Annotated in this window: 24 protein-coding genes and 1 pseudogene; 15 read left to right on the forward strand and 10 right to left on the reverse strand. The window is 74.3% G+C overall.

What is annotated here, in order from left to right:
• Window positions 1-7: 7 nt before the first annotated feature.
• Both ABD644_RS06500 and ABD644_RS06505 read right to left on the reverse strand, forming a co-directional pair.
• Window positions 8-1,183 (reverse strand): acyl-CoA dehydrogenase family protein, encoded by a 1,176-nt coding sequence (locus ABD644_RS06500; RefSeq protein ID WP_344687863.1) that lies wholly within the window; start codon window positions 1,181-1,183, stop codon window positions 8-10.
• Window positions 1,184-1,318: 135 nt separating this feature from the next.
• A complete protein-coding gene (locus ABD644_RS06505; RefSeq protein WP_344687865.1) occupies window positions 1,319-1,837 on the reverse strand; it encodes a DUF6186 family protein in 519 nt (172 codons plus the stop codon).
• 29 nt (window positions 1,838-1,866) lie between these two features.
• Here ABD644_RS06505 and ABD644_RS06510 point away from each other — a divergent pair, with 29 nt between their 5' ends.
• Entirely contained in the window at window positions 1,867-2,640 is a 774-nt protein-coding gene (locus tag ABD644_RS06510) for a CPBP family glutamic-type intramembrane protease (protein ID WP_344687866.1), read from the forward strand.
• Here the strand turns inward: ABD644_RS06510 and ABD644_RS06515 are convergent.
• Window positions 2,577-3,272: a hypothetical protein gene (locus ABD644_RS06515; RefSeq protein ID WP_344687867.1), complete on the reverse strand. Its 696-nt coding sequence runs from the start codon at window positions 3,270-3,272 to the stop codon at window positions 2,577-2,579. The genes ABD644_RS06510 and ABD644_RS06515 overlap by 64 nt on opposite strands.
• Before the next feature lie 155 nt (window positions 3,273-3,427).
• Here ABD644_RS06515 and ABD644_RS06520 point away from each other — a divergent pair, with 155 nt between their 5' ends.
• Entirely contained in the window at window positions 3,428-4,855 is a 1,428-nt protein-coding gene (locus ABD644_RS06520) for a sensor histidine kinase (RefSeq protein ID WP_344687869.1), read from the forward strand.
• The gene (locus ABD644_RS06525; protein ID WP_344687870.1) at window positions 4,848-5,519 is read left to right on the forward strand and encodes a response regulator transcription factor; all 672 of its coding nucleotides are present in this window, start codon (window positions 4,848-4,850) and stop codon (window positions 5,517-5,519) included. The genes ABD644_RS06520 and ABD644_RS06525 overlap by 8 nt, the downstream gene beginning before the upstream one ends.
• 14 nt (window positions 5,520-5,533) lie before the next feature.
• Here the strand turns inward: ABD644_RS06525 and ABD644_RS06530 are convergent, their stop codons facing one another.
• Entirely contained in the window at window positions 5,534-6,706 is a 1,173-nt protein-coding gene (locus ABD644_RS06530) for a 4-hydroxybenzoate 3-monooxygenase (RefSeq protein ID WP_344687871.1), read from the reverse strand.
• A gap of 50 nt (window positions 6,707-6,756) precedes the next feature.
• Complete coding sequence (locus ABD644_RS06535; protein WP_344687872.1) at window positions 6,757-7,551, reverse strand: IclR family transcriptional regulator; 795 nt, start codon at window positions 7,549-7,551, stop codon at window positions 6,757-6,759.
• Window positions 7,552-7,603: 52 nt separating this feature from the next.
• On the opposite strand from ABD644_RS06535, the gene pcaH reads away from it, so the two are divergent.
• From pcaH to pcaC, 5 genes are all read left to right on the forward strand, one after another.
• Entirely contained in the window at window positions 7,604-8,350 is a 747-nt protein-coding gene (pcaH, locus tag ABD644_RS06540) for a protocatechuate 3,4-dioxygenase subunit beta (protein ID WP_344687873.1), read from the forward strand.
• 79 nt (window positions 8,351-8,429) lie between these two features.
• A complete protein-coding gene (gene pcaG, locus ABD644_RS06545) occupies window positions 8,430-9,080 on the forward strand; it encodes a protocatechuate 3,4-dioxygenase subunit alpha (RefSeq protein WP_344687874.1) in 651 nt (216 codons plus the stop codon).
• Between the two features lie 34 nt (window positions 9,081-9,114).
• Entirely contained in the window at window positions 9,115-10,446 is a 1,332-nt protein-coding gene (gene pcaB, locus ABD644_RS06550) for a 3-carboxy-cis,cis-muconate cycloisomerase (protein ID WP_344687875.1), read from the forward strand.
• A complete protein-coding gene (gene pcaD / locus ABD644_RS06555; RefSeq protein WP_344687876.1) occupies window positions 10,443-11,216 on the forward strand; it encodes a 3-oxoadipate enol-lactonase in 774 nt (257 codons plus the stop codon). Before pcaB ends, pcaD begins: the two co-directional genes overlap by 4 nt.
• Window positions 11,213-11,614: a 4-carboxymuconolactone decarboxylase gene (gene pcaC / locus ABD644_RS06560; protein WP_344687877.1), complete on the forward strand. Its 402-nt coding sequence runs from the start codon at window positions 11,213-11,215 to the stop codon at window positions 11,612-11,614. The genes pcaD and pcaC overlap by 4 nt, the downstream gene beginning before the upstream one ends.
• On the opposite strand, the gene ABD644_RS06565 is transcribed toward pcaC, so the two are convergent.
• The 5 genes from ABD644_RS06565 to ABD644_RS06585 are packed head-to-tail and all read right to left on the reverse strand — an operon-like array spanning window position 11,600 to window position 16,147.
• The gene (locus tag ABD644_RS06565; protein ID WP_344687878.1) at window positions 11,600-12,379 is read right to left on the reverse strand and encodes an alpha/beta hydrolase family protein; all 780 of its coding nucleotides are present in this window, start codon (window positions 12,377-12,379) and stop codon (window positions 11,600-11,602) included. The two genes, pcaC and ABD644_RS06565, sit on opposite strands and share 15 nt — an antisense overlap.
• A 10-nt stretch (window positions 12,380-12,389) precedes the next feature.
• Complete coding sequence (locus ABD644_RS06570; protein ID WP_344687880.1) at window positions 12,390-12,845, reverse strand: MaoC family dehydratase; 456 nt, start codon at window positions 12,843-12,845, stop codon at window positions 12,390-12,392.
• On the reverse strand, window positions 12,842-14,380 hold the full coding sequence (locus ABD644_RS06575; protein WP_344687881.1) for an acyl-CoA synthetase: 1,539 nt from the start codon (window positions 14,378-14,380) through the stop codon (window positions 12,842-12,844). The genes ABD644_RS06570 and ABD644_RS06575 overlap by 4 nt, the downstream gene beginning before the upstream one ends.
• Window positions 14,373-15,242, reverse strand: coding sequence for an amidohydrolase family protein (locus ABD644_RS06580; protein ID WP_344687882.1), 870 nt, complete (start codon window positions 15,240-15,242; stop codon window positions 14,373-14,375). Before ABD644_RS06580 ends, ABD644_RS06575 begins: the two co-directional genes overlap by 8 nt.
• Window positions 15,239-16,147 carry an SDR family NAD(P)-dependent oxidoreductase gene (locus ABD644_RS06585; protein WP_344687883.1) on the reverse strand — a complete coding sequence of 303 codons (909 nt, stop codon included), beginning with the start codon at window positions 16,145-16,147 and terminating at the stop codon, window positions 15,239-15,241. Before ABD644_RS06585 ends, ABD644_RS06580 begins: the two co-directional genes overlap by 4 nt.
• Before the next feature lie 76 nt (window positions 16,148-16,223).
• On the opposite strand from ABD644_RS06585, the gene ABD644_RS06590 reads away from it, so the two are divergent.
• The 7 genes and pseudogenes from ABD644_RS06590 to ABD644_RS06620 all read left to right on the forward strand — a co-directional run bounded on the left by ABD644_RS06590 (window position 16,224) and on the right by ABD644_RS06620 (window position 22,268).
• Entirely contained in the window at window positions 16,224-16,676 is a 453-nt protein-coding gene (locus ABD644_RS06590) for a MarR family winged helix-turn-helix transcriptional regulator (protein WP_344687885.1), read from the forward strand.
• Window positions 16,677-16,788: 112 nt separating this feature from the next.
• Entirely contained in the window at window positions 16,789-17,766 is a 978-nt protein-coding gene (locus ABD644_RS06595) for an ABC transporter substrate-binding protein (RefSeq protein ID WP_344687888.1), read from the forward strand.
• A gap of 10 nt (window positions 17,767-17,776) precedes the next feature.
• Window positions 17,777-18,997: an MFS transporter gene (locus tag ABD644_RS06600; protein ID WP_344687890.1), complete on the forward strand. Its 1,221-nt coding sequence runs from the start codon at window positions 17,777-17,779 to the stop codon at window positions 18,995-18,997.
• Window positions 18,998-19,046: 49 nt separating this feature from the next.
• A complete protein-coding gene (locus tag ABD644_RS06605) occupies window positions 19,047-20,108 on the forward strand; it encodes an aromatic ring-hydroxylating dioxygenase subunit alpha (protein ID WP_344687893.1) in 1,062 nt (353 codons plus the stop codon).
• The gene (locus tag ABD644_RS06610) at window positions 20,105-20,362 is read left to right on the forward strand and encodes a hypothetical protein (RefSeq protein ID WP_344687894.1); all 258 of its coding nucleotides are present in this window, start codon (window positions 20,105-20,107) and stop codon (window positions 20,360-20,362) included. The genes ABD644_RS06605 and ABD644_RS06610 overlap by 4 nt, the downstream gene beginning before the upstream one ends.
• Before the next feature lie 59 nt (window positions 20,363-20,421).
• Window positions 20,422-21,396, forward strand: a pseudogene (locus ABD644_RS06615) (PDR/VanB family oxidoreductase); the annotation flags it as partial.
• Window positions 21,369-22,268 (forward strand): IclR family transcriptional regulator, encoded by a 900-nt coding sequence (locus tag ABD644_RS06620; RefSeq protein WP_344687896.1) that lies wholly within the window; start codon window positions 21,369-21,371, stop codon window positions 22,266-22,268. The pseudogene ABD644_RS06615 and the gene ABD644_RS06620, both read left to right, overlap by 28 nt.
• Window positions 22,269-22,290: the final 22 nt, after the last annotated feature.

Consider the following 22,290-nt stretch of genomic DNA (forward strand, 5'->3'; position numbering starts at 1 on the left):
GGCTATCTCACAACCCCAGGATCGAGCCGGCGATGATGGTGCGCTGCACCTCGTTGGAGCCTCCGTAGATGGAGACCTTGCGGTAGTTCAGGTAGTGCGGCGTCGTCACCCGGGCCCAGTCGGGCACGTCGGACCCCTCGCCGGCGAACGAGGCCAGCGACAGCGGGCCGGCGATGTCGACCATCAGCTCGGTGGCCCGCTGCTGCAGCTCCGAGCCGCGCAGCTTCAGCACCGACGACGCGGGGTTCTGCTTGCCGCCGGAGGAGTCGGCGACCACGCGCAGCGCGGTGAGCTCCAGCGCCACCAGGTCGTTCTCCAGCTCGGCGATCCGCGCCGCCATGAACGGGTCGTCCAGCAGGGGCCGGCCGTCGACGGTGATGTCCCGAGCGTGCTCCTTGGCCTGGGCCAGCATCCGCTTGGTCGACCCGATGCGCGCGATGCCGACCCGCTCGTTGCCCAGCAGGAACTTGGCGATCGTCCAGCCGCCGTTCTCCTCGCCGATCAGGTTCTCGGCCGGCACGCGCACGTCCTCGAAGAAGACCTCGTTGACCTCGTGCCCGCCGTCGATGAGCTGGATGGGCCGCAACGTGACACCGGGGGTGTCCATGGGGAAGACGAGCATCGAGATGCCGCGCTGCTTCTTCTCCGCGCCCGGGTCGGTGCGGACCAGGCAGAAGATCCAGTCGGCGTGCTGGCCCAGCGTCGTCCAGGTCTTCTGCCCGTTGACCACCCAGTCGTCGCCGTCGCGGACGGCGGTGGTGCGCAGCGAGGCCAGGTCGGAGCCGGCGTCGGGCTCGGAGAAGCCCTGGCACCACCAGATGTCGAGGTTCGCCGTCTTCGGCAGGAAGCGCTCCTTCTGCTCCTGGTTGCCGAACGCGGCGAGGACCGGGCCGATCATGCTGGCGTTGAACGGCAGCGGCTCCGGGACGTCGGCCAGCTGCATCTCCTCGCGCCAGATGTGGCGCTGCAGCGGCGTCCAGTCCTTCCCGCCCCACTCCACCGGCCAGTGCGGCACGGCGAGCCCGGCGGCGTTGAGCGCGCGCATGGCACCGACGTACTGCTCCTTGGACAGGGGCCGGTGGGCCGCGACCGTATCGCGGATCTCCTGCGGGACCTGCGTGGTGAAGAAGGTCCGCATCTCCTCCCGGAAGGCCTGGAGCTCCGGGGACAGCTGCAACCGCATCGGTCCTCATTCCTGACGGCGGCGCCGCCGTCACGTTCATCGTGGTCGCTTGCGACGATCCCACACTTCCTACCCGCCGGTAGCCCGGGCCCGGGGCGGACGGCGAGATCCGCCCCGGACTGTCCGCCGGGGGGCTCAGCGGGCGAGGAAGTGGACGCCGATCCAGGACCAGGCCAGCAGGACGGCGACCCGGCCGGATGCCGTGCGCATGGCGGCGGCCACGGCCTCGGGAAGGGGCGCGATCCGTCGCCGCGGCGCCGGGACGACCCGCAGGGTCAGCGCGGGTCGGCGGACCAGCCAGGCGCCGGCGGCCAGCCAGCAGAGGGTGGCCGCCGCCCGGACGGCCGGCTGGGCGAGCACGGGGTCGAGCAGATCGCTGAGGGTCGGTGTGCGGTCGTCGGCGAGGGCGACGGCCTCCCAGGCCGCCGGTGCCGCCAGCCAGGCCAGCCACGGGAGTCCCGCGCGGCCGACCGGCCGGGCCGCCGCCCCGGCCCGCCGCCGCAGGCCGATGGTGACGACGACGGCGGCGGCGATCCCGACCGCGACCAGCGCCCCGGCCGACAGCTCGCCGGCGATGCCGACGACGACGCCGCAGAGGACGGCGCAGCCGACGGCAACGGCGCGGGCCCAGGCGGGCGCCGCGGACGCGGCCACAGCGCGGCTCCGGCGCGAGGATGGCACCCGTGCATGGTCGCCCCCCGACGCGCCGGACGGCCGGCTCGCTGACCGGCCTGCTCGTCGCCGTGCTGGCCACCTGGAACAACCTGCTCGTGCCGCGGCTGGGGGATCGGCCGGGGCGGTACGCGGCGGTCAACGGGGCAGCGACCGCCGTGCTGCTCGCGGCCGCCCGGGCGTCGGGCCTGTCCGCCGCCGAGCTCGACGGCGCACGAGCGCGGGCGGGGTTGCGCCGGGGTGCCGGACCGTCGCTCGTGCTGGCCGCCGGGTACGCGACCGCGCTCGCCGTCCCGGCGCTGCGCCCGCTGCTGCGCGACGCGCGCGTGGCGGAGCTCGACCGCCGGGCGGTGGTGCGGCGGGCGCTGGTCGGCATCCCGGTCGGCACCGTCCTCTGGGAGGAGGTCGCCTTCCGTGGCGTGCTGCGGGCGGCACTCGCCCGGACGCTGTCTCCCCGGCAGGCCGCGGTGGCCGCGCCGGCGCTGTTCGCGGTGTGGCACGTCCGGCCCGCCCTCGACGCGGTCACGACCAACAGCCCGCGGGCGACGCCGGGCCGGCGGGCCGGCGCGGTGCTCGCCGCCTGCGCCGGGACCGCGGCGGCCGACGTCCTCTTCGCCGAGCTCCGGCGCCGCAGCGGCAGCCTCGTCGCGCCGGCCCTGCTGCACCTGACGGCCAACGTCGGCGGACTGCTGGCCGCGGCGGCCGCGGCTCGGCTGGATGGTCAGGCGGGCACCGGTGAGCGGGCTCCGATCGCCGTGGGCGTCCGGAGCAGCGCGATGCCGTAGGCGGACAGGCCGAGGAAGAGCCACGCCGGCGGGTGCGGGATCGGCAGCCCCGCCTCGCCGGCGATCCCGGCCAGCACGGCGACCGGCAGCGCCACCAGGGAGGCGATCGGCGCCCAGGCGGGCACCAGGCGGCGGCGCAGGGCGACGACGGCGAGCGTGACCAGCCCGACCAGCACCAGCGGCAGGGCGACCGTCGAGACTCCGGCGATCCACGTCTGCTCGGCATAGATCGCCTCGAGCCGCTGGTCCGCCTCGGCCGGCGGAAGGCTCGGGTCCAGGAAGGCCTCGACGAGACTGTAGGGCACGGCACCCCCCACTGTCGCGAGCCCCACCACCGCCATCGCGGCCGAGCCAAGCCGGCCCAGCGGCTCGCGCAGCCGTGCGGCGAGCATCAGCACGCCGGCCACGAAGGCAACGACGGCGATGACCTTGGCCGTGTGCACGGCGCCGTTGACCGGATACGCGCGGACAGCCGGGCTGTACGGAGCGGTGAGTACCTCGAGCGCGGTGGTGACGGCCACCCCGAGGCCGCCGAGGGCGACCAGCCGGGCGGGCGTGCGGTGGGGACGGCTGGCGATCGGACGAGCGGGGTCGGCGGCGGGGTGCGCGGGCGTGGACGGTCGGGTGGGCATCGGGACCTCCGGGCGGGGGGATCGGGTCCGTCCAGGCTCGGCCGCCGTGGAGCATCGGCGGAACGAGGCTCCCCGCCCGGCCGATTGCGGACGGCCGCACCTCTTCCGGAGGCCACCCCCCTCGACCACGCCGGTCCCGCCGCGACAATGGCGGCGTGAGCTTCCCTGGCGGGCCGTGGATGCTGCCCGGCGCTGCCTGCGCGTTCGCCGTGCTGCTCTCCCCGGCCGTCCTGCCGGACCAGGCGGGCAGGGTGCTCACCGCCGCCGCCCTGCCGTTCGGCTTCTACGCCGCCGGTGCGACGGCCCGTGCCCTGCGACCGGGGCACCCCGTGGCCGACCGGTTGCTGGCGGTCGGGGTCCTGCACCTGGCGGGGATCGCCGGGGCGGTGGCGGGGGCGCGGCTGCCCGGCGGGAGCTGGCCGGCGGCGACGGTCGGCTGGGTGTCGGCGGTGCTGTTCGCATCCGGCTTCGTCGCGCTGCTCGACCTGCTGGCGCGCTATCCCACCGGCCAGTACGCGTGGGCCTGGGTGGCTGGACCGGTGCGGGTCGCGGCCGTGGCCACCGCCATCGTCACCACGGTCGCCGTCCTCGGCAGCCCGCGGATCGTGTCGGTGCTGGAGTTGCCGACCGGGCCCAACCCGGCGCATCTGGCCGCGCTCGCGTCCGCCTCCGGGGCCTTCCTGGTCGCCCTCGCTGCGCCGCTGCTCGGCCTGGGGTTGCTGCTGGCCCGCTACCGGGGCGCCTCGGTGCTCGACCGGGGGCAGATGCGGTGGCCGATCGTCACCACCGCCGTCCTGGTCGCGGGCCTGGTCAGCACGGGTCTGGCCGAGCGCGTCCTGGGCCCCGAGGTGCAGACCGCCCTGTTCGTCGGCGCGGCCACCGCCGTGCCGGCGTCGTTCCTGATCGGGCTGCTGCGACGGACCGAGGAGGCCGACCGGCTCGCGGCGGTGGAGGAGTCGCGGGCCCGGATCGCGCAGGTCGCGGTCTCCGAACGCCGCCGGATCGAGCGCGACCTGCACGACGGCGCGCAGCAGCAGCTCCTGGCGCTGCTGGCGCGGGTCGAGCTGGCACGGGCGCGCCTCGGGGAGGGGGACGAGGCCGTCGAACGGGAACTGGGCGCCATCGGAGAGGCGATCGGCTCCGTGCACCGGGACCTGCGGGAGCTGGCCCGGGGCATCCACCCCGCCGTCCTCACCGATTGCGGGCTGGTCGAGGCGGTGCGCTCGGCGCTGGCCCGGTTGCCGCTGGACACCCGGTTGGACGTGTCGCCCGACGTGGAACGCAGCCGGTTCGGCGAGCCCGTGGAGGCTGCGGCCTACTTTCTCGTGCTGGAGGGGGTCACCAACGTGCTCAAGCACGCGGACACCGCGGACGCGCACGTCTCCATCACGGCGGCGGGCGGCCTCCTGACGGTCACCGTCCGTGATCCCGGCCGGGGTTTCGCCGATCCCCGTGAGCCCCGCGGCGGCCTCACCGGGCTGCGCGACCGGCTGGCCGCTGCCGGAGGGGTCCTGGAGGTGACCAGCCGGCCGGGGTACGGCACGACGCTGCGTGGGGTCCTCCCGGTGGCCGGGCATGTCTGAGCTGCGGGTGGTCCTCGCCGAGGACAGCTACCTGGTCCGTGAGGGCACCCGGCAGCTGCTCGAGTCGACGGAGGAGGTGACGGTCGTGGCCGCGGTCGGGACGGCGGACGAGCTGTTGGACGCGGTGGAGCGGCTCCGTCCCGATGCCGTGCTCACCGACATCCGCATGCCGCCCGGTCACGGCACCGAGGGCATCCGGGCCGCGCACGCCATCCGCGCGGGCCACCCGGGCGTGGGTGTCGTGGTGCTCTCGCAGCACGCCGACGAGGGGTACGCGCTGGAGCTGTTCCGGGACGGCGCCGACGGGCTGGCCTACCTGCTGAAGGAGCGGATCGGCGACCGCGCGCAGCTGGTCCACGCGCTCGCCGAGACGTGCCGGGGTGGGTCGGTGGTCGACCCCGTGCTGCTCGACGCGCTGGTCGGCCGCCGTCGCCGTGACCCGTCGTCGGCTCTCGACGAGCTGACCGGCCGGGAGCTCGACGTGCTGCGCGAGATGGCCCAGGGCCGGTCCAACGCGGCCATCGCCGCGCGGCTGTACCTGTCGGAGTCCTCGATCGAGAAGCACATCGGGGCGATCTTCGGGAAGCTCCGCCTCGGTGACGGGCCCGAACTGCACCGCCGGGTCGCGGCCGTGGTCACCTACCTGAGGGCCGCCGGGGCCTGAACCCGGCCGTGCGCTCAGAGGTCGAGCGGCAGGCCGGTGTAGTTCTCGGCGAGCTCCCGCGCGGCGGGCTCGGACGCGGCGATCCGGCGCAGCTGCGACAGCTGCAGCTCGGCGTCGAAGTCGTCGCCGGAGCGGTGCAGCATCGAGGTCATGAACCAGGAGAAGTGCGTGCAGCGCCAGACGCGGGCCAGCGCCCGGTCGGAGTAGCTGTCGACCAGGTCGGTCTTGTTCTCCTGGAGCAGCCGCACCAGCGCCGAGGCCAGGATCGTCACGTCGGCGACGGCCAGGTTCAGCCCCTTGGCGCCGGTCGGGGGCACGATGTGGGCTGCGTCGCCGGCGAGGAACAGCCGGCCGTGCCGCATCGGCGCGCTGACGAACGAGCGCATCGGCAGCACCGACTTCTCGGTGATGGTGCCGGTGCTCAGCTCCCAGCCCTCGAGGGCGAACCGGGTGGCGAGGTTGTCCCAGATCCGGTCGTCGGACCAGTTCTCGATCTTCTCGGTGGGGTCGACCTGGAGGTAGAGCCGGGAGACCGTCGGCGAGCGCATCGAGTACAGCGCGAAGCCCTCGGGGTGCCAGGCGTAGATCAGCTCGTCGGTGGCGGGTGCGGCGTCGGCCAGGATCCCGAGCCAGGCGTAGGGGTACGTGCGCTCCCACACCCGCCCGTTCGTGCCGTGCTGCACCACGGGCCGCGAGACGCCGTGGAAGCCGTCGGTGCCGGCGATGACGTCGCACTCCAGCACCTGCGGGGTGCCCTCGGCGTCGGTGAAGTGGACCCGCGGGTGGTGGGTCGCGACGTCCTTGAGCACCACCCCGGAGACGTCGAAGATCAGCGGCGGGCCGCCGTCGAGCTGGGCCTTGATGAGGTCCTTGGTGACCTCGGTCTGGCCGTACACCCACACGGTCCGGCCGCACAGCTCCGGGAAGTCCAGCTTGTGCCGCGTGCCCGGGTACTGCAGGTAGATGCCGCGGTGCTCGAGGCCCTCGCGGCGCAGCCGGTCGCCGACGCCGGCTTCGATGAGCGTGTCGACGGTGTGCTGCTCGAGGATGCCTGCCCGGATCCGGGCCTCGACGTACTCGCGGGAGCGGTTCTCCAGCACGACCGAGTCGATGCCCTGCAGGGTGAGCAGTCGCGAGAGGAGCAGACCGGCCGGGCCGGCCCCGATGATGGCTACCTGGGTGCGCACGGTGCGAGTGTGACCGGGAGGCCCGTCGGATGGATACCTCGATCTTCCGTTCAGCGGAATTCGCGCGTGCGCGCCAGCTCGCGGCCGATGCCGCGCGCCGCCACCTCCAGCACCGGCACGAGCCGGGGCAGGTCCCGCCGGTGCGGGGGCACGACGATGCCGAGCGCGGCGACGACGACCGGTCCGGCGCGCCGCTCGACCTGGACCGGCACGGCCAGCGACGCGGCGCCCGGCGACATCTCCTCCGACGTGCGGGCGTACCGGCGGCGCCGCACCTCGGCCAGCTCGCGGCGCAGCCGCCCGGGGTCGACGACGGTGTGCCGGGTCAGCCGGGTGAGCGAGCGCAGCGCCTGCTCGGCGACGTCGGGCGGGGCGGCGGCGAGCAGCACCTTCCCGACCCCGGTCGCGTGCAGCGGCAGCCGGCTGCCGACCTGGCTGACCACCGGCACCGACTCCCGCCCGGAGATCCGCTCCACGTAGAGGGCGGAGAGGCCCTCGCGGACGGCGAGGTGCACGGTGTCGCGGATGGCGGTGTGCACGTCGAGCAGGAAGGGGGCGGCGACCTGGCGCAGCTCGAGCGAGACCGGGGCGAGCAGGCCGAGGTCCCACAGCTTGCGGCCGATCTCGTAGCGCCCGTCGGAGCGGCGGATCAGCGCCCCCCACTCGGTGAGCTCGGCGAGCAGCCGGTGGGTCGTGGTGAGCGGGGTGCCCGAGCGCTCGGCGATCTCCGAGAGGGACAGCCGCGGGCTCGCGGTGTCGAACGCGTCGAGGATGCCCAGGGCGCGCGAGGTCACCGAGCGTCCGGGGGACGCGCTGCGGCCGGCCATGTCGGGCTCGCCTTTCATCCAGTGGAAGATCTGGCTTGGGCAGAGTAGCCCGCCGCCGTACGGTCCCGGCATGACCGGGACCACATCTCCCAGCGGCCTGCACCTGCCGCGGTACCTGCGCGAGGACGTCTCGCTGCGCACCCCCGTGGCGTTCCCCGACTACCGCAGCACGGGCCTGCGCGCGCCGCTGCGGACGCCGGTCGACCTGCCGCAGCGGCTCACCGAGGTCACCGGTCCGGTGCTCGGCGAGGAGCGCGTCACGGCGCAGGACGGCGACCTGACCTGGCGCAACGGCGGCGAGGCCGTGGGGCAGCGGATCCTCGTGTACGGCCGCGTGCTCGACAGCGACGGGCGCCCCGTGCCCGACGCCCTGGTCGAGGTGTGGCAGGCCAACGCGGCCGGCCGCTACCGGCACGTCGTCGACAACTGGCCGGCGCCGCTCGACCCGCACTTCGACGGGCTCGGCCGGGTGGTCACCGACAGCCTCGGCCGCTACGAGTTCATGACGATCAAGCCCGGCGCCTACCCCTGGGGCAACCACCACAACGCGTGGCGGCCGGCGCACATCCACTTCAGCCTGTTCGGGCGGGCCTTCACCCAGCGGCTGGTCACCCAGATGTACTTCCCGGGCGACCCGCTGTTCGGCCAGGACCCGATCTACAACGCCATCCCCGACGCGGCGCGGCACCGCGCGGTCAGCCGGTACTCCCTCGAGCGCACCCAGGACAACTGGGCGCTGGCCTTCGAGTGGGACATCGTGCTGCGCGGCAGCGACCAGACCCCGTTCGAGACCGACGACGACGGAGATGTCGCGTGATGACAGCCGAGGGAGCATCGCAGGGAGCGCCAGCGACCGAGGAGCGGATCGAGGCGCGGAATCGCGCGGGAGGCATCGCGTGACCGTGAACCCGCTGGACGTCCCGCCGGACCCCGCCGTCCCCTTCCAGCCCCGCTCCGGGCGGCGCGGCACGGGCTTCCTGGCCGACCCGCTGCGGCTGGGCCCCACGCCCAGCGCGACCGTGGGCCCCTACCTCGCCATCGGGCTCACCTGGGCCGACGGCGTCTGGGCCGCGAGCGAGGGCAGCGAGGGCGGCTTCTGGATCCGCGGCCGGGTGCTCGACGGCAACGGTGACGTGGTCCCCGACGCGATGGTGGAGACCTGGCAGGCCGACCCCGACGGCGGCTTCGCCTCGCCCGAGGACCCGCGCGGGGCGGCGACCTACCCCGGCTTCCGCGGCTACGCCCGCGCGCAGACGCTCACCGGGGAGTTCGCCGTCTTCACCCTCAAGCCGGGGCGCGTGCCCGACGGCGAGGGTGGCCTGCAGGCTCCGCACGTCGACGTCTCGATCTTCGCCCGCGGCCTGCTCGACCGCGTCGTCACCCGGATCTACTTCGCCGACGAGGCCGAGGCCAATGCCGAGGACGCCGTCCTGCGTGGTCTCCCGGACGACCGCCGGCAGACGCTGATCGCCGAGCGGACCGACGACGGCTACCGGTTCGACGTCAACCTGCAGGGCGACCGCGAGACGGTGTTCTTCGACGTATGAGCCCTGCCGAGCGCGCGCACGGTAGAAAGCACCCGTGACCGGGACCCTCTTCGACGGCACCTTCGCCCGCGGGGGAGCGGCCGCGGCCGTCTCCGACGATGCGTGGTTCCGCGCCCTGCTGGAGGTCGAGGCCGCGCTCGCGCGGGCGGCCGCGCGGACCGGGCTGGTGCCCGCGACCGCGGCCGACGCCGTGGGTGCGGCCTGCGCCGACCCCTCGCGCCTCGACCTGGCCCGCGTGGTCGCGAAGGCCGCCGACGCCGGCAACCCGGTGCCGCCGCTGGTCCGGGTGCTGCAGGACGCGGTCGGGCCCGAGGCGGCCCGCGCGGTCCACGTCGGCGCGACGAGCCAGGACATCCTGGACACCGCGCTGGTCCTGCTGGCCCGCAACGCGATCACCGCGATCGACGCCGACCTGGAGGCCGCCGCCGCGGCGGCCGCCCGGCTCGCGCAGACCCACCGCGACGACGTCGTCATGGGCCGCACGCTGATGCAGCAGGCGCTGCCCACGACCTTCGGGCTCAAGGCCGCCGGCTGGCTGTCCGGTCTCGACGGGGCGCGGCTGCGCCTGGCCGAGGTGCGGGCCTCGCTTCCGGTGCAGTACGGCGGGGCCGCCGGCACGCTGGTGGCCAGCGGCGGGTCCGGCGTCGCCCTGCGGACGGCGCTGGCCGCCGAGCTCGGCCTCGCCGACACCCCGGTGCCGTGGCACACCGTGCGGCTGCCGATCGCCGACCTCGCCGGCGCGCTCGGGGCCGCCGCGGGCGTGCTGGCCACCGTCGCCGTCGACCTCGTGCTGATGGCGCAGAGCGAGATCGCCGAGGTCTCCGAGAGCGGCGACCACCGCGGCGGGTCCTCGGCCATGCCGCACAAGCGCAACCCGGTCGCCGCGATCTCCGCCCGGGCGTGCGCGCGCCGGGCGCCCGGTCTGGTCGCCACCCTCCTCGCCGCGATGGAGCAGGAGCACGAGCGCGCGGCCGGCGCCTGGCACAGCGAGTGGCCGACGCTCACCGACCTGCTCACGACGGTGGGCTCGGCGGCCGCCTGGCTGGCCGACGGCCTCGGCGGGCTGCGGCCCGACACCCGACGGATGGCCGCCACCGTGGCTGCCTCCGTCGAGGGCGCGCTGGCCGCGGCGCTCGCGGAGGCGCTCGAGCCGACGATGGGCCGCGGCGCCGCGCACGACGCCGCGGCCGACGCCGTCCACCGGGCCGGCACCAGCGGCCGGCCGCTGCCCGACGTCGTGGCCGGCATCCCGGGGGTCGACGTCGAGGCGCTGCTCGAGGCCGCCGCACCCGACGTCGGCGAGGCCGGTGCCCAGGTCGACGCCGTCCTCGCCGAGCACCGCCGACTGACCGAGGGGACCGAGTGACCGCGACAGCCGTCTCGTACAGCGTGGCGGGGGCCGACGACGCCCCCGTCGTCGTCCTCTCCAACTCCCTCGGCGCCACCCGGGCGATGTGGGACCCGCAGGTGCCGGCCCTGGCCGAGCGCTTCCGGGTCGTCACCTACGACACCCGCGGGCACGGGCAGTCGCCGGCGCCGGCCGGTCCCTACGCGCTCGACGACCTGGTCGACGATGTGGTGGCGCTGCTGGACGAGGTCGGCGCCGAGCGCGCGCACGTCGTGGGGCTGTCGCTGGGCGGCATGACCGGGATGCGGCTGGCCGCCCGCGAGCCGCACCGCCTCGACCGGCTGGCGCTGCTGTGCACGTCGGCGAAGACCGACCCGCAGCCCTTCCTCGACCGCGCGGCCACCGTCCGCAGCGGAGGGACGGCGCCGCTCGCGCCGGCCGTGGTCGGCCGCTGGCTCACCCCGCCGTACGCCGCCGAGCACCCCGACCTGGTCGCCCGGCTGGAGGCGATGATCGCCGGGGCGGACGACGAGGGCTACGCCGCCTGCTGCGAGGTGGTCGCGCGCATGGACCTGCGCGCGGACCTGGGAACGATCACCGCCCCCACGCTGGTGATCTCCGGCGCTGACGACCTCGCGCTGCCGCCCGACCACCAGCGGGCGATCGCCGACGGCATCGCGGGGGCACAGCTCCTGACGGTCAGCCCCGGCGCCCACCTGGCCAACCTGGAGCAGCCGGCCGAGGTCACCGCCGCCCTGCTCGCCCACCTCGAGGGAGCCTCCCGATGAGCGCGCCGAACACCGACGACCAGCGCCGCGACGCCGGCATGGCCACCCGCCGGCAGGTGCTCGGCGATGCGTGGGTCGACCGCGCGGTGGCGAACACGACGCCGTTCACCGCCGACTTCCAGGACTTCATCACCCGCACCGCCTGGGGCGACCTGTGGCAGCGGCCGGGCCTGGCCCGCCGCGACCGCAGCCTGCTGACGCTGGCGATCACCATCGCGCTGCGGCACTGGGACGAATTCGCCCTGCACGTGCGCGCGGCGAAGAACAACGGCCTCACCGACGAGGAGATCGCCGAGGTCATCCAGCACGCGGCGATCTACGCCGGCGTCCCGGCCGCCAACCACGCGTTCAAGGTCGCCGCGCCGATCCTCGAGGAACTCCGCTCAGCCGGGTCCTGATCCACGCCACCGGTCGAGGACGGCGACCACCGTCTCGAAGGCGGGCTCCCGCGGATCGAGGAAGCCGAAGTGCCCCTCGTCCGGGAGCTCCACGAGCTCGGCCCCGGTCAGCGCGGCGTAGGCCCGGGACAGCTCGACGCCGACCCTCGTGTCGGCCGTGCCGTGGACGAGCACCCGGTCGGCCGAACCCGGCAGCCGGCGGCGCAGGTCGGCCGCCGCGTACAGCGCCGGGTCGTCGTCCGGGCCCGCTCCCAGCCACGCGCTGACGGCCCCGGAGTCCCACCCGGCCCGGACGACGGCCGCGAGGTCGAGCGCGCCGGCCAGAGGCACCACGAGCCCGACCCGGGGGTGGGAGGCGAGCCACTCGGCCAGGAACCCGCCGGCCGAGTGCCCGACCACCGCCACCGGACCGGCACCGACCTCCGGCAGCGCGTCGACCGCGGCCCAGACGTCACCGGTCGTCTCGCGGAGCCCCCCGGTGCCGGTGCGCCGGTACTCGACGTTCCAGACGGCGAACCCGCGCCGCGCGAGCTCCCGCGCCATCGGGTCGTGCAGGTCCCGGCCGAACGCGGCCGCGAAGTACCCGCCGTGCAGGCTGACGACGACCGGAGGGGCGGCGACGCCGTCGGGCAACCAGAGGTCGGCCACCTGCTCGGGGTGGTCGCCGTAGGCGATGGTCGCCGGGCCGTCCCCGCCGCGCGCCGCGTCCCAGGCGTGCAGGTCGTCCAGCCACGCAGCCAGCGCCGGCCCGGCGGGATCGCGCACGGAACGCCGATCAGCCGTAGACGCGGGTGACCCACTCGGCGATGCAGACCGGCTTGTCGCCGCCCTCGCGCTCGATGGTGACGGCGAAGGTGTTCTGCAGCCCGCCGGCGACCTCCTCCACGTCCTTGAGAGTCACGCGGGCCCGGACCTTCGACCCGACGGGCACCGGGGCGGGGAAGCGCACCTTGTTCAGGCCGTAGTTCACGCCCATCTTCGCGTCGCTGATCGTGTAGGTCTGGGACACCAGCGGCACCAACAACGAGAGGGTCAGGTAGCCGTGCGCGATCGGCCCGCCGAAGGGGCTCTCGGCCTTGGCGCGCTCGACGTCGATGTGGATCCACTGGTGGTCGCCCGTCGCGTCGGCGAAGAGGTTCACGCGCTCCTGGGTGACCTCGATCCAGTCGCTGGTGCCGAGCTCCTGGCCCTTGAGCGAGGGCAGCTCGGCGAGGGTGGTGGTCGTGGTCATGCGGGCTTCTCCTCGGTGTGGGCGTACTGGGACCGGAGGTCGGGCTTGCGGACCTTGCCGGTCGCGGTCTTGGGCAGATCGTCGACGAACTCCACGTACTTGGGCACCTTGAAGGCTGCCAGGCGGGCCCGCAGCTCCGTGCGCAGGGCCTCGGGGTCGGGGGCGGTGCCGGGGGCGGGGACGACGACGGCCAGCCCGACCTCGCCCCACCGCGGGTCGGGCACGCCGATCACGGCGACCTCGACCACCTCGGGGAGCTCGAGCAGCGCCGACTCGACCTCGGCGGGGTAGATGTTCTCCCCGCCCGAGATGATCATGTCCTTGTACCGGTCGCGGATGTAGAGGTAGCCCTCGTCGTCGAGCGACCCGGCGTCCCCGGTGCGGTACCACCCGTCGGAGAGGACCTCGGCGGTGCGCTCCGGCTCGTTCCAGTAGCCGGCCATCACGTTCGGCCCCTGGACGACGATCTCGCCGATCTCGTCGACGTCGGCCGCGCTGCCGTCGGGGCGCACCACCCGCACGTCGGTGAAGAACACCGGCTTGCCGGCCGACCCCACCTTTCGCTCGGCGTCGGCCGAGTCGAGCACGGTGCAGCCGGGCGCGGCCTCGGTCATCCCGTAGGACTGCTGCATCGTGACGCCCCGGTCGAGCCAGGTGCGCAGCGTCGGCAGGGGGAGCGGCGCGCCTGCCGCGCCGATGGTGCGCAGCGCCGACAGGTCGCGGGTGCGGAAGCCGGGCTCCCGCGACATCGCGTCGAGCATCGTGGGGACGGCGAAGAACGACGTGACCCGCTGCTCCTCGATGACGGCGAGGGTCTCCGCCGGGTCGAACCGGCGCACGATCACCGCGCAGCCGCCGCGCAGCAGCGCCGGGTTGACGGTGCCGTTGAGGCCGCCGATGTGGAACAGCGGCGCCAGGGCCAGCGTCCGCTCGCTCGGCGTGAAGTCCATGCCCATGAACTGGTTGACCGCGTTCCAGGTCATGTTCCCGTGGGTGAGGACCGCGCCCTTGGGGCGCCCGGTCGTGCCGGAGGTGTACATGATCAGGCACGGGTCGTCGAGCGCGACCGGCTCGTCCCGCTGCTCCGGGTCGGCCGCGGCCAGCAGGTCCTCGTAGGGCAGGGAGTCCGCGCCGCCGTCGGCCGGGGGCTCGGCCGCGATCCAGGTGGCGACGACGTGGCGCAGCGCGTCGGCCAGCGGGCCGTGCTCGCGCCCGTGGACGACGACCGACGCGCCCGAGTGCGCCAGCACGTACTCGGCCTCCGGCACGGCGAGCCGTGCGTTGACCGGCACCCAGATCGCGCCGAGCTGGCCGCAGGCGTAGAGCGTCTCCAGCGCCGAGGGGTGGTTGCCCCCGGTCCACGCCACCCGGTCCCCGGCGGCGACGCCGAGGCCGGCCAGCGCCGCGGCGGCGCGCCGGACCCGGAGCGCGAACTGGGCGTGCGAGGTCGTCGTCCCCTCGAACCAGATCGCGTCGCGGCCGGGGGAGATGCGCAGCCGGCGCTCGGGCCAGGAGCCGAGGCCGGCGTTACGCATTGCGCAGGCCGAGTGCGCGGATCGCGTTCTCCTTCATGATCAGCGGGCGGACCTCGTCCTTGATCTCCAGCCCCTCGAAGTCGCGGATCCAGCGGTCGGGGCGCAGCAGCGGGTAGTCGGAGCCGAACAGCACCTTGTGCTTGAGCATGGTGTTGGCGGCGCGGACCAGCTGCGGCGGGAAGTACTTCGGCGACCAGCCCGACAGGTCGATGTAGACGTTGGCCTTGTGGGTCGCGACCGAGATCGCCGCGTCCTGCCACGGCACCGAGGGGTGGGCCATGATCACGGTGAGGCCGGGGAAGTCGGCGGCGACGTCGTCGAGCAGCATCGGGTCGGAGTAGCGCAGCTTGATGCCGCGGCCACCCGGCAGGCCCGAGCCGATGCCGGTCTGCCCGGTGTGGAACAGCGCCGGCACGCCGAGGCTCTCCAGCTCCGCCCACAGCGGGTAGTGCTGCTGGTCGTTGGGCTCGAACGCCTGGATCGACGGGTGGAACTTGAACCCGCGCACGCCGTGCTCCTCGACCAGCCGGCGGGCGGCCCGGATGCCGGCCGCGCCGCGCGCGGGGTCGATCGACCCGAACGGGATGAGCACGTCGGGGTGCTCGGCGGCGGCCTGGGCGATCTCCTCGTTGGACAGCGTCGGGTGCCCGGTGGCGATCTCCGAGTCGACCGTGAAGATCACCGCGGCCATGTTCTGCGCCCGGTAGTCGTCGGCGATCTGCGGCACGGTCGGGTGGTACGGGTCGCCCTTGAAGTACTTCGACGCCGCGGTCAGCAGCTCGTCGTCCATCGACATGTGCCCGTGCAGGTCCTGCTCGACGTGCACGTGCACGTCGATGGCGACCAGGTCGTCGAGATTCACTGGGGTGCCTCCGGGAGCTGCTGGCCGACGGTCTGCTGCGAGCCAGCGAAGCGGTCCGGCCAGATCTGCGCAATCGCGTCGGCCGACCAGCCAGTGCCGTCGGCGAACTCGACGACGACCTCGGCCGGGTGGCTCCAGAGGGCGAGCCGGTCCCCGCCGATGCCCACGGCCTGACCGCTGATGCCGGCCGCGGCGTCCGACGCGAGGAAGGCGACCAGCCCGGCCGCGTCCTGCGGGGTGCCGAAGCCGAGCTGCTGGCGCGCGAACGGCGGCAGCGGCTCGCCGGCCTGCAACGCGTCGATGTAGGGCTTGAGGAAGGGCACGGTCTCGGTCATCGACGTCGCGGCGACCGGCACGATCGCGTTGACCGTGATCCCGGCGCGGGCGAGCTCCATCGCCCAGGTGCGGACCATGCCGACGATGCCGGCCTTGGCGGCGGCGTAGTTGGTCTGCCCGAAGTTGCCGACCTGACCGGTGGGGGAGCCGACGCAGATGATCCGGCCGCCCTCGCCCTGCTCGCGCATGCGCACCGCCGCGGCCCGGGTGCAGGTGAACGTGCCCCGCAGGTGGGTGGTGATCACGGCGTCGAAGTCGTCGTCGCTCATCTTCCAGAGCGTCGTGTCGCGCAGGATGCCGGCGTTGTTGACCAGGATGTCGAGCCGGCCGAACTCCTCGACCGCGCGGTCGACGAGCGCCTGCGCGGCCTCGCTGGAGCCCACGGGCACGACCTCGGCGACGGCGGTGCCGCCGGCCTCGGTGATGCTCGCGACGGCGGCCTGCGCGACGTCGCTGTCGACGTCGTTGACGACCACGGCGGCACCGGCCCGAGCCAGTTCCTGGGCGTACGCGAGGCCGAGCCCGCGGCCGCTGCCGGTGACGATGGCTACCTTGCCTGACAGGTCCACGGAACTCCCTCGTTCGCGGGTGGCGGTGCCCCGACGCTAGGCCGGTATCGTGGACAGTGTCAACGATGGAGGTCCGATGGAGCCCACCGCCGCGACCGGCGTGCTGACCGACGACGTCGGCTTCCTGCTGACGCGCGCGAGCGGCCTGTTCGTCCGCGCCTGCAACGTGGCGCTGGCGCCGACCGGCCTGCGCGTGCGGCCCTACTCCGTCCTGCTGATGGCGTGCGCGGCACCCGGCGGGGTCTCCCAGCGCGACCTGGCCGGCGCGCTCGGCCTGGACCCCAGTCAGGTGGTCTCCCTCGTCGACGAGCTGGCCCAGTCCGGCCTGGTGGAGCGCCAGCCCTCGGAGTCCGACCGGCGGACGAAGCTCGTCGTCGGCACCGCCGCGGGCCGTGCGTTGCGCGACGAGGCCGTCCGCCGGGTCGACGCCGCCGTCACCGCGCAGCTGGCCGGGTTCTCGGGCACCGAGCGGCTGATCCTGCGCGACCTGCTGACCCGCCTGGTCACCGGTTCCACCGGCACCCTCTGACGGCCCGCGCCCTTCCGTGCCGTGGAAGGGCTGGCGGCTCGCGTCTGTGACGTGCATCATGCTGAACGTCAATCGTTGACTTCATCATCGATGTGTCGGACTGGAGAAAGTGATGCGTCGCTCCTGGATCCCTGCCCTCGCCGCCTCCGTGCTCGCCCTCGCCGCCTGCGGCGGAGGGGGTGACGACGGCGGGTCGAGCGGCTCGGGAAGCGACGGCGAGGTGCGCGAGGTGACCGTCGGCATGCTGCCGATCCTCCCCACCGCGGCGCTGTACGCGGGCATCGAGGAGGGCTTCTTCGCCGACCGCGACATCGAGATCTCGGTCGAGACCGGTCAGGGTGGGGCGGCGCTCCTGCCGGCGGTCATGTCCGGCCAGATCGACTTCGCCACCAGCAACCCCGTCTCGCTGCTGCAGGCACGCGGCGAGGACCTCGACGTCCGCGTGATCGGGCACTGGACGTCGGCCCTGTCCGAGGGCGACACCGACATCAACGGCGTGTTCGCGGCCGGCGACTCGGGCATCGCGTCGGCTGCCGACCTGGAGGGGAAGCGGGTCGCCGTCAACACCCTCAACGGCATGGGCGGCCTGACCATCCGCGAGGCCGTCCGGCAGGACGGCGGCGACCCCGACGCCGTCGAGTTCGTCGAGCTGCCCTTCCCCGACATGCCCGCGGCGCTGGACGCCGGCAACGTCGACGCCGTCTGGGTGCCCGAGCCGTTCCTCTCGACGCTGGTCTCCGCCGGCAACCAGGTGGTCAGCTACTCGAGCAAGGAGTCCGTCGAGGGCCACCCGACGCAGCTGTTCTTCACCTCCGGCACGCTGGTCGAGTCCGACCCGGAGCTGGTCGAGGACTTCACCGCGGCGCTGGAGGAGACCCTCGCGTTCGCCGAGGAGAACCCCGACGCGGTGAAGGCCCAGGTCGCCCAGGTGCTCCCGCAGCTGCCCGCCGAGGCGGTCGAGGGACTGACCCTGGAAGAGTTCGGCACCGACCTCCGGCGCGAGCAGCTCGAGCGGCTGGGCGAGCTGATGGTCGAGGACGGCCTGCTCGAGGAAGAGGCCGACCTGGAGGGCCTGCTGCCGGAGGAGTGAGCACGACTCGGTGACCACCACGCCAGGACGATCGGACCGGCTGGTCCTCGTCGCGGTCCTGCTGGCCGGGCTGAACCTGCGCGGTGCCATCGCCGCGGTCGCCCCGGTGCTGCCGCAGATCCGCGCCGAACTGGACCTCTCGCCCACGTCGGCGGGCCTGCTGACCACCCTGCCGGTGCTCTGCTTCGCGGGCCTGGCTCCGGCCGCCGCCTGGCTCGGCCGGCGGCTGGGGTCGGGGACGGCGGTCCTCGCCGGGCTCGTCACGGTCGCCGTCGGGACGGCGCTGCGCGCGGTGGACGGCAGCGCGGTGCTGCTGGTCGGCACGTTCGTCGTCGGGGCCGGCATGACGGTCGGCAACGTGCTGCTGCCCGCGGTGGTGAAGCGGGAGTTCCCGGCACGGGCGGGGACGGTCACCGGCATGTACACCGGGGCCCTGGCCGGGGGTGCGGCCCTGACCGTCGCGCTGACCGCCCCGGTGGCCGCCGCGTGGGGCTGGCGGTGGGGGCTGTCGGTGTGGGCGGTGCTCGCCGCGGGCGCCGGGGTGGTGTGGGTGCTCGCGGTGCGGCCGCGTGCGGTGCCGGTCGAGCAGCCGCGGGACGTCCCGAGCGGCCCGGCCGTGCGGGTGTGGCGGGAGCCGGTGGCGTGGGCGGTGAGCGCCGTGCTCGCCATGCAGTCGGTGCTCTACTACGCGGTCACCGCCTGGCTGCCCAGCCTGCTCGGCGACGAGCTCGGCCTCGATCTCGGGGCGGCCGCGGCCGCCGCGACGGTCTTCCAGGTCCTCGGCATCCCCGGCGCGCTGCTCGTCGCGCCGCTGCTGGGGCGGTGGCGCGGGCAGAGAGGTCTCGCCGTGGTGGTGGCGCTGGCGTGGGCCGTCGTCCCCGCCGGGCTGCTGCTGTGGCCGGAGGCCTGGCTGGTCTGGGCGGTCGTGGGCGGTCTGGTGCAGGGCGCGGGCATCTCCCTCGCGTTCGCCCTCGTCGTGCTGCGCTCGGCCGACGACTCCGTCGTCCCCCGGATGTCGAGCATGTCCCAGCTCGTCGGGTACTCGGTGGGCGCGGTCTCGCCCCTGGTCGTCGGCGCGCTCTACGCGGCCACCGGCGGCTGGACGGTGCCGTTGATCGTGCTGCTGGGGGTCTGCGCTGCCCTCGGCGCGGCGGGCGTGGTGGCCGGCCGCCCCGCTGCGGTGGGACGGAATCCTTCCGTGGGGCGGAAGTCCGGTGTCGACTCCCCGTGACGGCGGTCACCCTCGGGAGGACAGTCCGGACCGGGGAAGGCAGGGGCAGATGACGTCGATCGTCCGCAACCAGTGGTACGTCGCCGCCTACGGGAGCGAGGTCGGGCGCGAGCTGTTCAGCCGCACGATCTGCGGGGAGTCGATCCTCTTCTGGCGCACCGAGTCCGGCGAGGTCACCGCGATGAGCGACCGCTGCGTGCACCGCCGCTTCCCGCTGTCGGAGAAGCCCAGCCACCTGGTCGGCGACACCGTCGTCTGCGGCTACCACGGCTTCACCTACGGCTCGGACGGCGTCTGCGTCGCCGTCCCCGGGCAGACCCGCATCCCGCGCACGGCCCGGCTCAAGAGCTACCCCGTGGTCGAGCAGGACAGCTTCGTGTGGGTGTTCATCGGTGACCCCGACCGGGCCGCGTCGACCCGCATCCCGCGCGCACCCTGGCTCGACCAGGAGGGCTGGACCACCGTCTCGGGGATGGAGCCGCTGGCCGCGCGCGCCAGCCTGCTGGTCGACAACCTGATGGACCTCTCGCACGAGACCTACCTGCACGGCGGCTACATCGGCACCCCGGAGGTGGCCGAGACCCCGATCACCACCGAGGTCGACGACGAGGCGGGCATCGTCTACGTCAGCCGGCACATGGCCGACGCCGCGTGCCCGCCGTTCTACTCGAAGAGCACCGGCATCGAGGGCCGCATCACGCGCTGGCAGGACATCGAGTTCACCCCGCCGTGCCTGTACAAGCTGCACAGCCGGATCGCGCCGGTCGGCGTCCTCCCGAACGACGACGGCAGCGACCCCGACGCCTTCCACGTCGAGGTCGTCTACGCCATCACCCCCGAGACCGAGAACTCCACGCACGACTTCTGGGCGGTCGCGCGGGACTTCGCCCTCGACGACGAGGAGGTGTCCGACTTCCTGCGCGAGAACAACCGCACCGTCGTCCTGCAGGACGTCGTCGCGCTGAACGTGCTCGAGCAGGTCATCGCGGGGGAGGCCGACGGGTACCAGGAGCTCTCGATCAACATCGACACCGGCGGGCTCGCCGCGCGTCGGCTGATCGCGAAGCTGGCCGAGTCGGCGGACGCGACCGCGGTGCCGGCCGCCCGATGAACGACATGCTCCCCGGCGAGCGGGTGATGCGGGTGAACTGGCTGCCGGGATCCGACCGGCTCCGAGGCCGCTGCCACTGCGGCGCCGAGACCGAGGTGGAGGACCCGGTCGAGATGTGGGAGTGGCTGCTCGCGCACCCGGACCACCCGTCGGGAGGCGCGGCCGCGCAACCGCCGGCCGACCTGCCGCCGCCGCCCGCCCACGTCGTCACCGACCCCGCGACGATCCGCGCCCGGGTCCCCGTACTCGTCTGAAGCTTTCGGTACAGAAAGCCGAACACCCCCGCTCAGCTTTCTGTACCGAAAGCTGGAAGGAGGCAGTCTCCGTGCACAGCACCACCGACGAAGTGGACCTGCGGCTGCGGGTCGCCCGCCGGACGACGGGTGCCGAGGGCGTCGTCGTCCTCGACCTCCGCGACCCGTCCGCCGCCGACCTGCCGGAGTGGTCGGCCGGGGCGCACGTCGACCTGCACCTGCCCGGCGGGCTGACCCGGCAGTACTCCCTGTGCGGCGACCCGGCCGACCGCTCCGTCTGGCGGATCGCGGTCCTCCGCGAGCCCGAGAGCCGGGGCGGGTCGGCGCACGTGCACGAGGGTCTCGGCGAGGGCGACGAGATCGCCGTCCGCGGGCCGCGCAACCACTTCGCGCTCGAGCCCTCGAAGCGCTACGTGTTCATCGCCGGCGGCATCGGGATCACGCCGATCCTGCCGATGATCGACGCGGCGCAGGCCGCGGGCGCCGACTGGGAGCTGCACTACGGCGGCCGGAGCCTGCGGTCGATGGCGTTCCTGGAGGCGCTGGAGGAGGCGACCGGGTCGCGGGTCACGCTCCACCCGCAGGACGAGGTGGGCCTGATCGACCTCGACCGGCTGATCGGCACCCCGCAGCCGGACACGCTGGTGTACTGCTGCGGACCCGAGCCGCTGCTGCTCGCCGTCGAGCAGCGCTGCGCTGCGTGGCCGGCCGGGACACTGCACGTGGAGCGCTTCGCCCCCAAGGACGTCGGGGAACCCGTGCTGACCGGTGCCTTCGAGGTGGAGCTCGCGGTCAGCGGCCTGTCGCTCACGGTGCCACCGGAGAAGTCTGTCCTCCAGGTCGTCGAGGAGGCGGGCATCAGCGTGCTGTCCTCGTGCACGGAAGGGACGTGCGGAACGTGCGAGACGACGGTCCTGTCGGGCGAGGTCGACCACCGGGACTCGCTGCTGACCCCCGCGGAGCAGGCGGCCAACGACACGATGTTCATCTGCGTGTCCCGGGCGGCGTGCCCGAAGCTGGTGCTCGAGCTCTGAGCGGCCGGCCGGGTCGGGAGCAGCGCACCGCCGCGGGCAAGGTCCTGGCCGTCCTCGGCGCGTTCACCCGCGAGCGCCCGGCGCTGACGCTCTCCGACATCGCCCGCGCCGTGGACGTGCCGTTGTCGACGGCGCACCGGCTGGTGGCCGAGCTGTGCGGCTGGGGCGCCCTGGAACGGGACGACGACGGCCGGTACCGGATCGGCCTGCGCATCTGGGAGCTCGGCGCGCTGGCGCCCCGCGGGCTGGGACTGCGCGAGGCGGCGCTGCCGTTCATGGAGGACCTCTACGAGGTGACCCACGAGAACGTGCAGCTGGCGGTGCGCGACGACACCGAGGTGGTGTTCGTCGAGCGCTTCGCCGGGCGCGACGCGGTCTCGGTCTACACCCAGGTGGGTGGCCGGTTCGCCCTCGCCCCGACCGGTGTCGGCCTCGTGCTGCTGGCGCACGCCCCGGTGGAGGTGCAGGAGCGGGTGCTGGCCGGCCCCCTGCAGCGGTACACGCCGCACACGATCACCGAGCCGCGGCAGCTGCGGCGCGTCCTGGCCGAGGTGCGCCGGAGCGGGGTGGCGATCAGCGACCGGCAGGTCACGACCGACGCGGTGTCGGTCGCCGCGCCCATCGAGGTGCGCGGGGCCGTCGTGGCGGCGCTGTCGATCGTCGTCCGGGGGAGTTCGCCCGCCGCCGTCCGCACCCTCACCCCGGGCGTGCGGGCGGCCGCCCGCGGCATCTCGCGCACCCTCGACGTGTCGGCCGACCCGGCTTCCGCCCAACGGAAAGAGGCCTTGTCCGGCGGCGGAACAGCTACGTACGGTGCCCCGCTCCCGCCCGGCCACGGCGGGGAACCGGCGCGCACGTCCAGCCCCACCTGACGACCGCACCGACGCGGTCGCA

This window comes from Blastococcus jejuensis (assembly GCF_039534705.1).
GTDB classification, from domain to species: Bacteria; Actinomycetota; Actinomycetes; order Mycobacteriales; family Geodermatophilaceae; genus Blastococcus_B; species Blastococcus_B jejuensis.

Bases quoted from the DNA above. Each gene is read 5' to 3' on its own strand.
- pcaH (WP_344687873.1), top strand. From the start codon at position 7,604: ATGACCGGGACCACATCTCCCAGCGGCCTGCACCTGCCGCGGTACCTG.
- ABD644_RS06525 (WP_344687870.1), top strand. From the start codon at position 4,848: ATGTCTGAGCTGCGGGTGGTCCTCGCCGAGGACAGCTACCTGGTCCGT.
- ABD644_RS06605 (WP_344687893.1), top strand. From the start codon at position 19,047: ATGACGTCGATCGTCCGCAACCAGTGGTACGTCGCCGCCTACGGGAGC.
- ABD644_RS06535 (WP_344687872.1), bottom strand. From the start codon at position 7,551: ATGAAAGGCGAGCCCGACATGGCCGGCCGCAGCGCGTCCCCCGGACGC.
- ABD644_RS06575 (WP_344687881.1), bottom strand. From the start codon at position 14,380: ATGCGTAACGCCGGCCTCGGCTCCTGGCCCGAGCGCCGGCTGCGCATC.
- pcaC (WP_344687877.1), top strand. From the start codon at position 11,213: ATGAGCGCGCCGAACACCGACGACCAGCGCCGCGACGCCGGCATGGCC.
- ABD644_RS06515 (WP_344687867.1), bottom strand. From the start codon at position 3,272: ATGCCCACCCGACCGTCCACGCCCGCGCACCCCGCCGCCGACCCCGCT.
- ABD644_RS06590 (WP_344687885.1), top strand. From the start codon at position 16,224: ATGGAGCCCACCGCCGCGACCGGCGTGCTGACCGACGACGTCGGCTTC.
- ABD644_RS06595 (WP_344687888.1), top strand. From the start codon at position 16,789: ATGCGTCGCTCCTGGATCCCTGCCCTCGCCGCCTCCGTGCTCGCCCTC.
- ABD644_RS06610 (WP_344687894.1), top strand. From the start codon at position 20,105: ATGAACGACATGCTCCCCGGCGAGCGGGTGATGCGGGTGAACTGGCTG.
- ABD644_RS06570 (WP_344687880.1), bottom strand. From the start codon at position 12,845: ATGACCACGACCACCACCCTCGCCGAGCTGCCCTCGCTCAAGGGCCAG.
- ABD644_RS06500 (WP_344687863.1), bottom strand. From the start codon at position 1,183: ATGCGGTTGCAGCTGTCCCCGGAGCTCCAGGCCTTCCGGGAGGAGATG.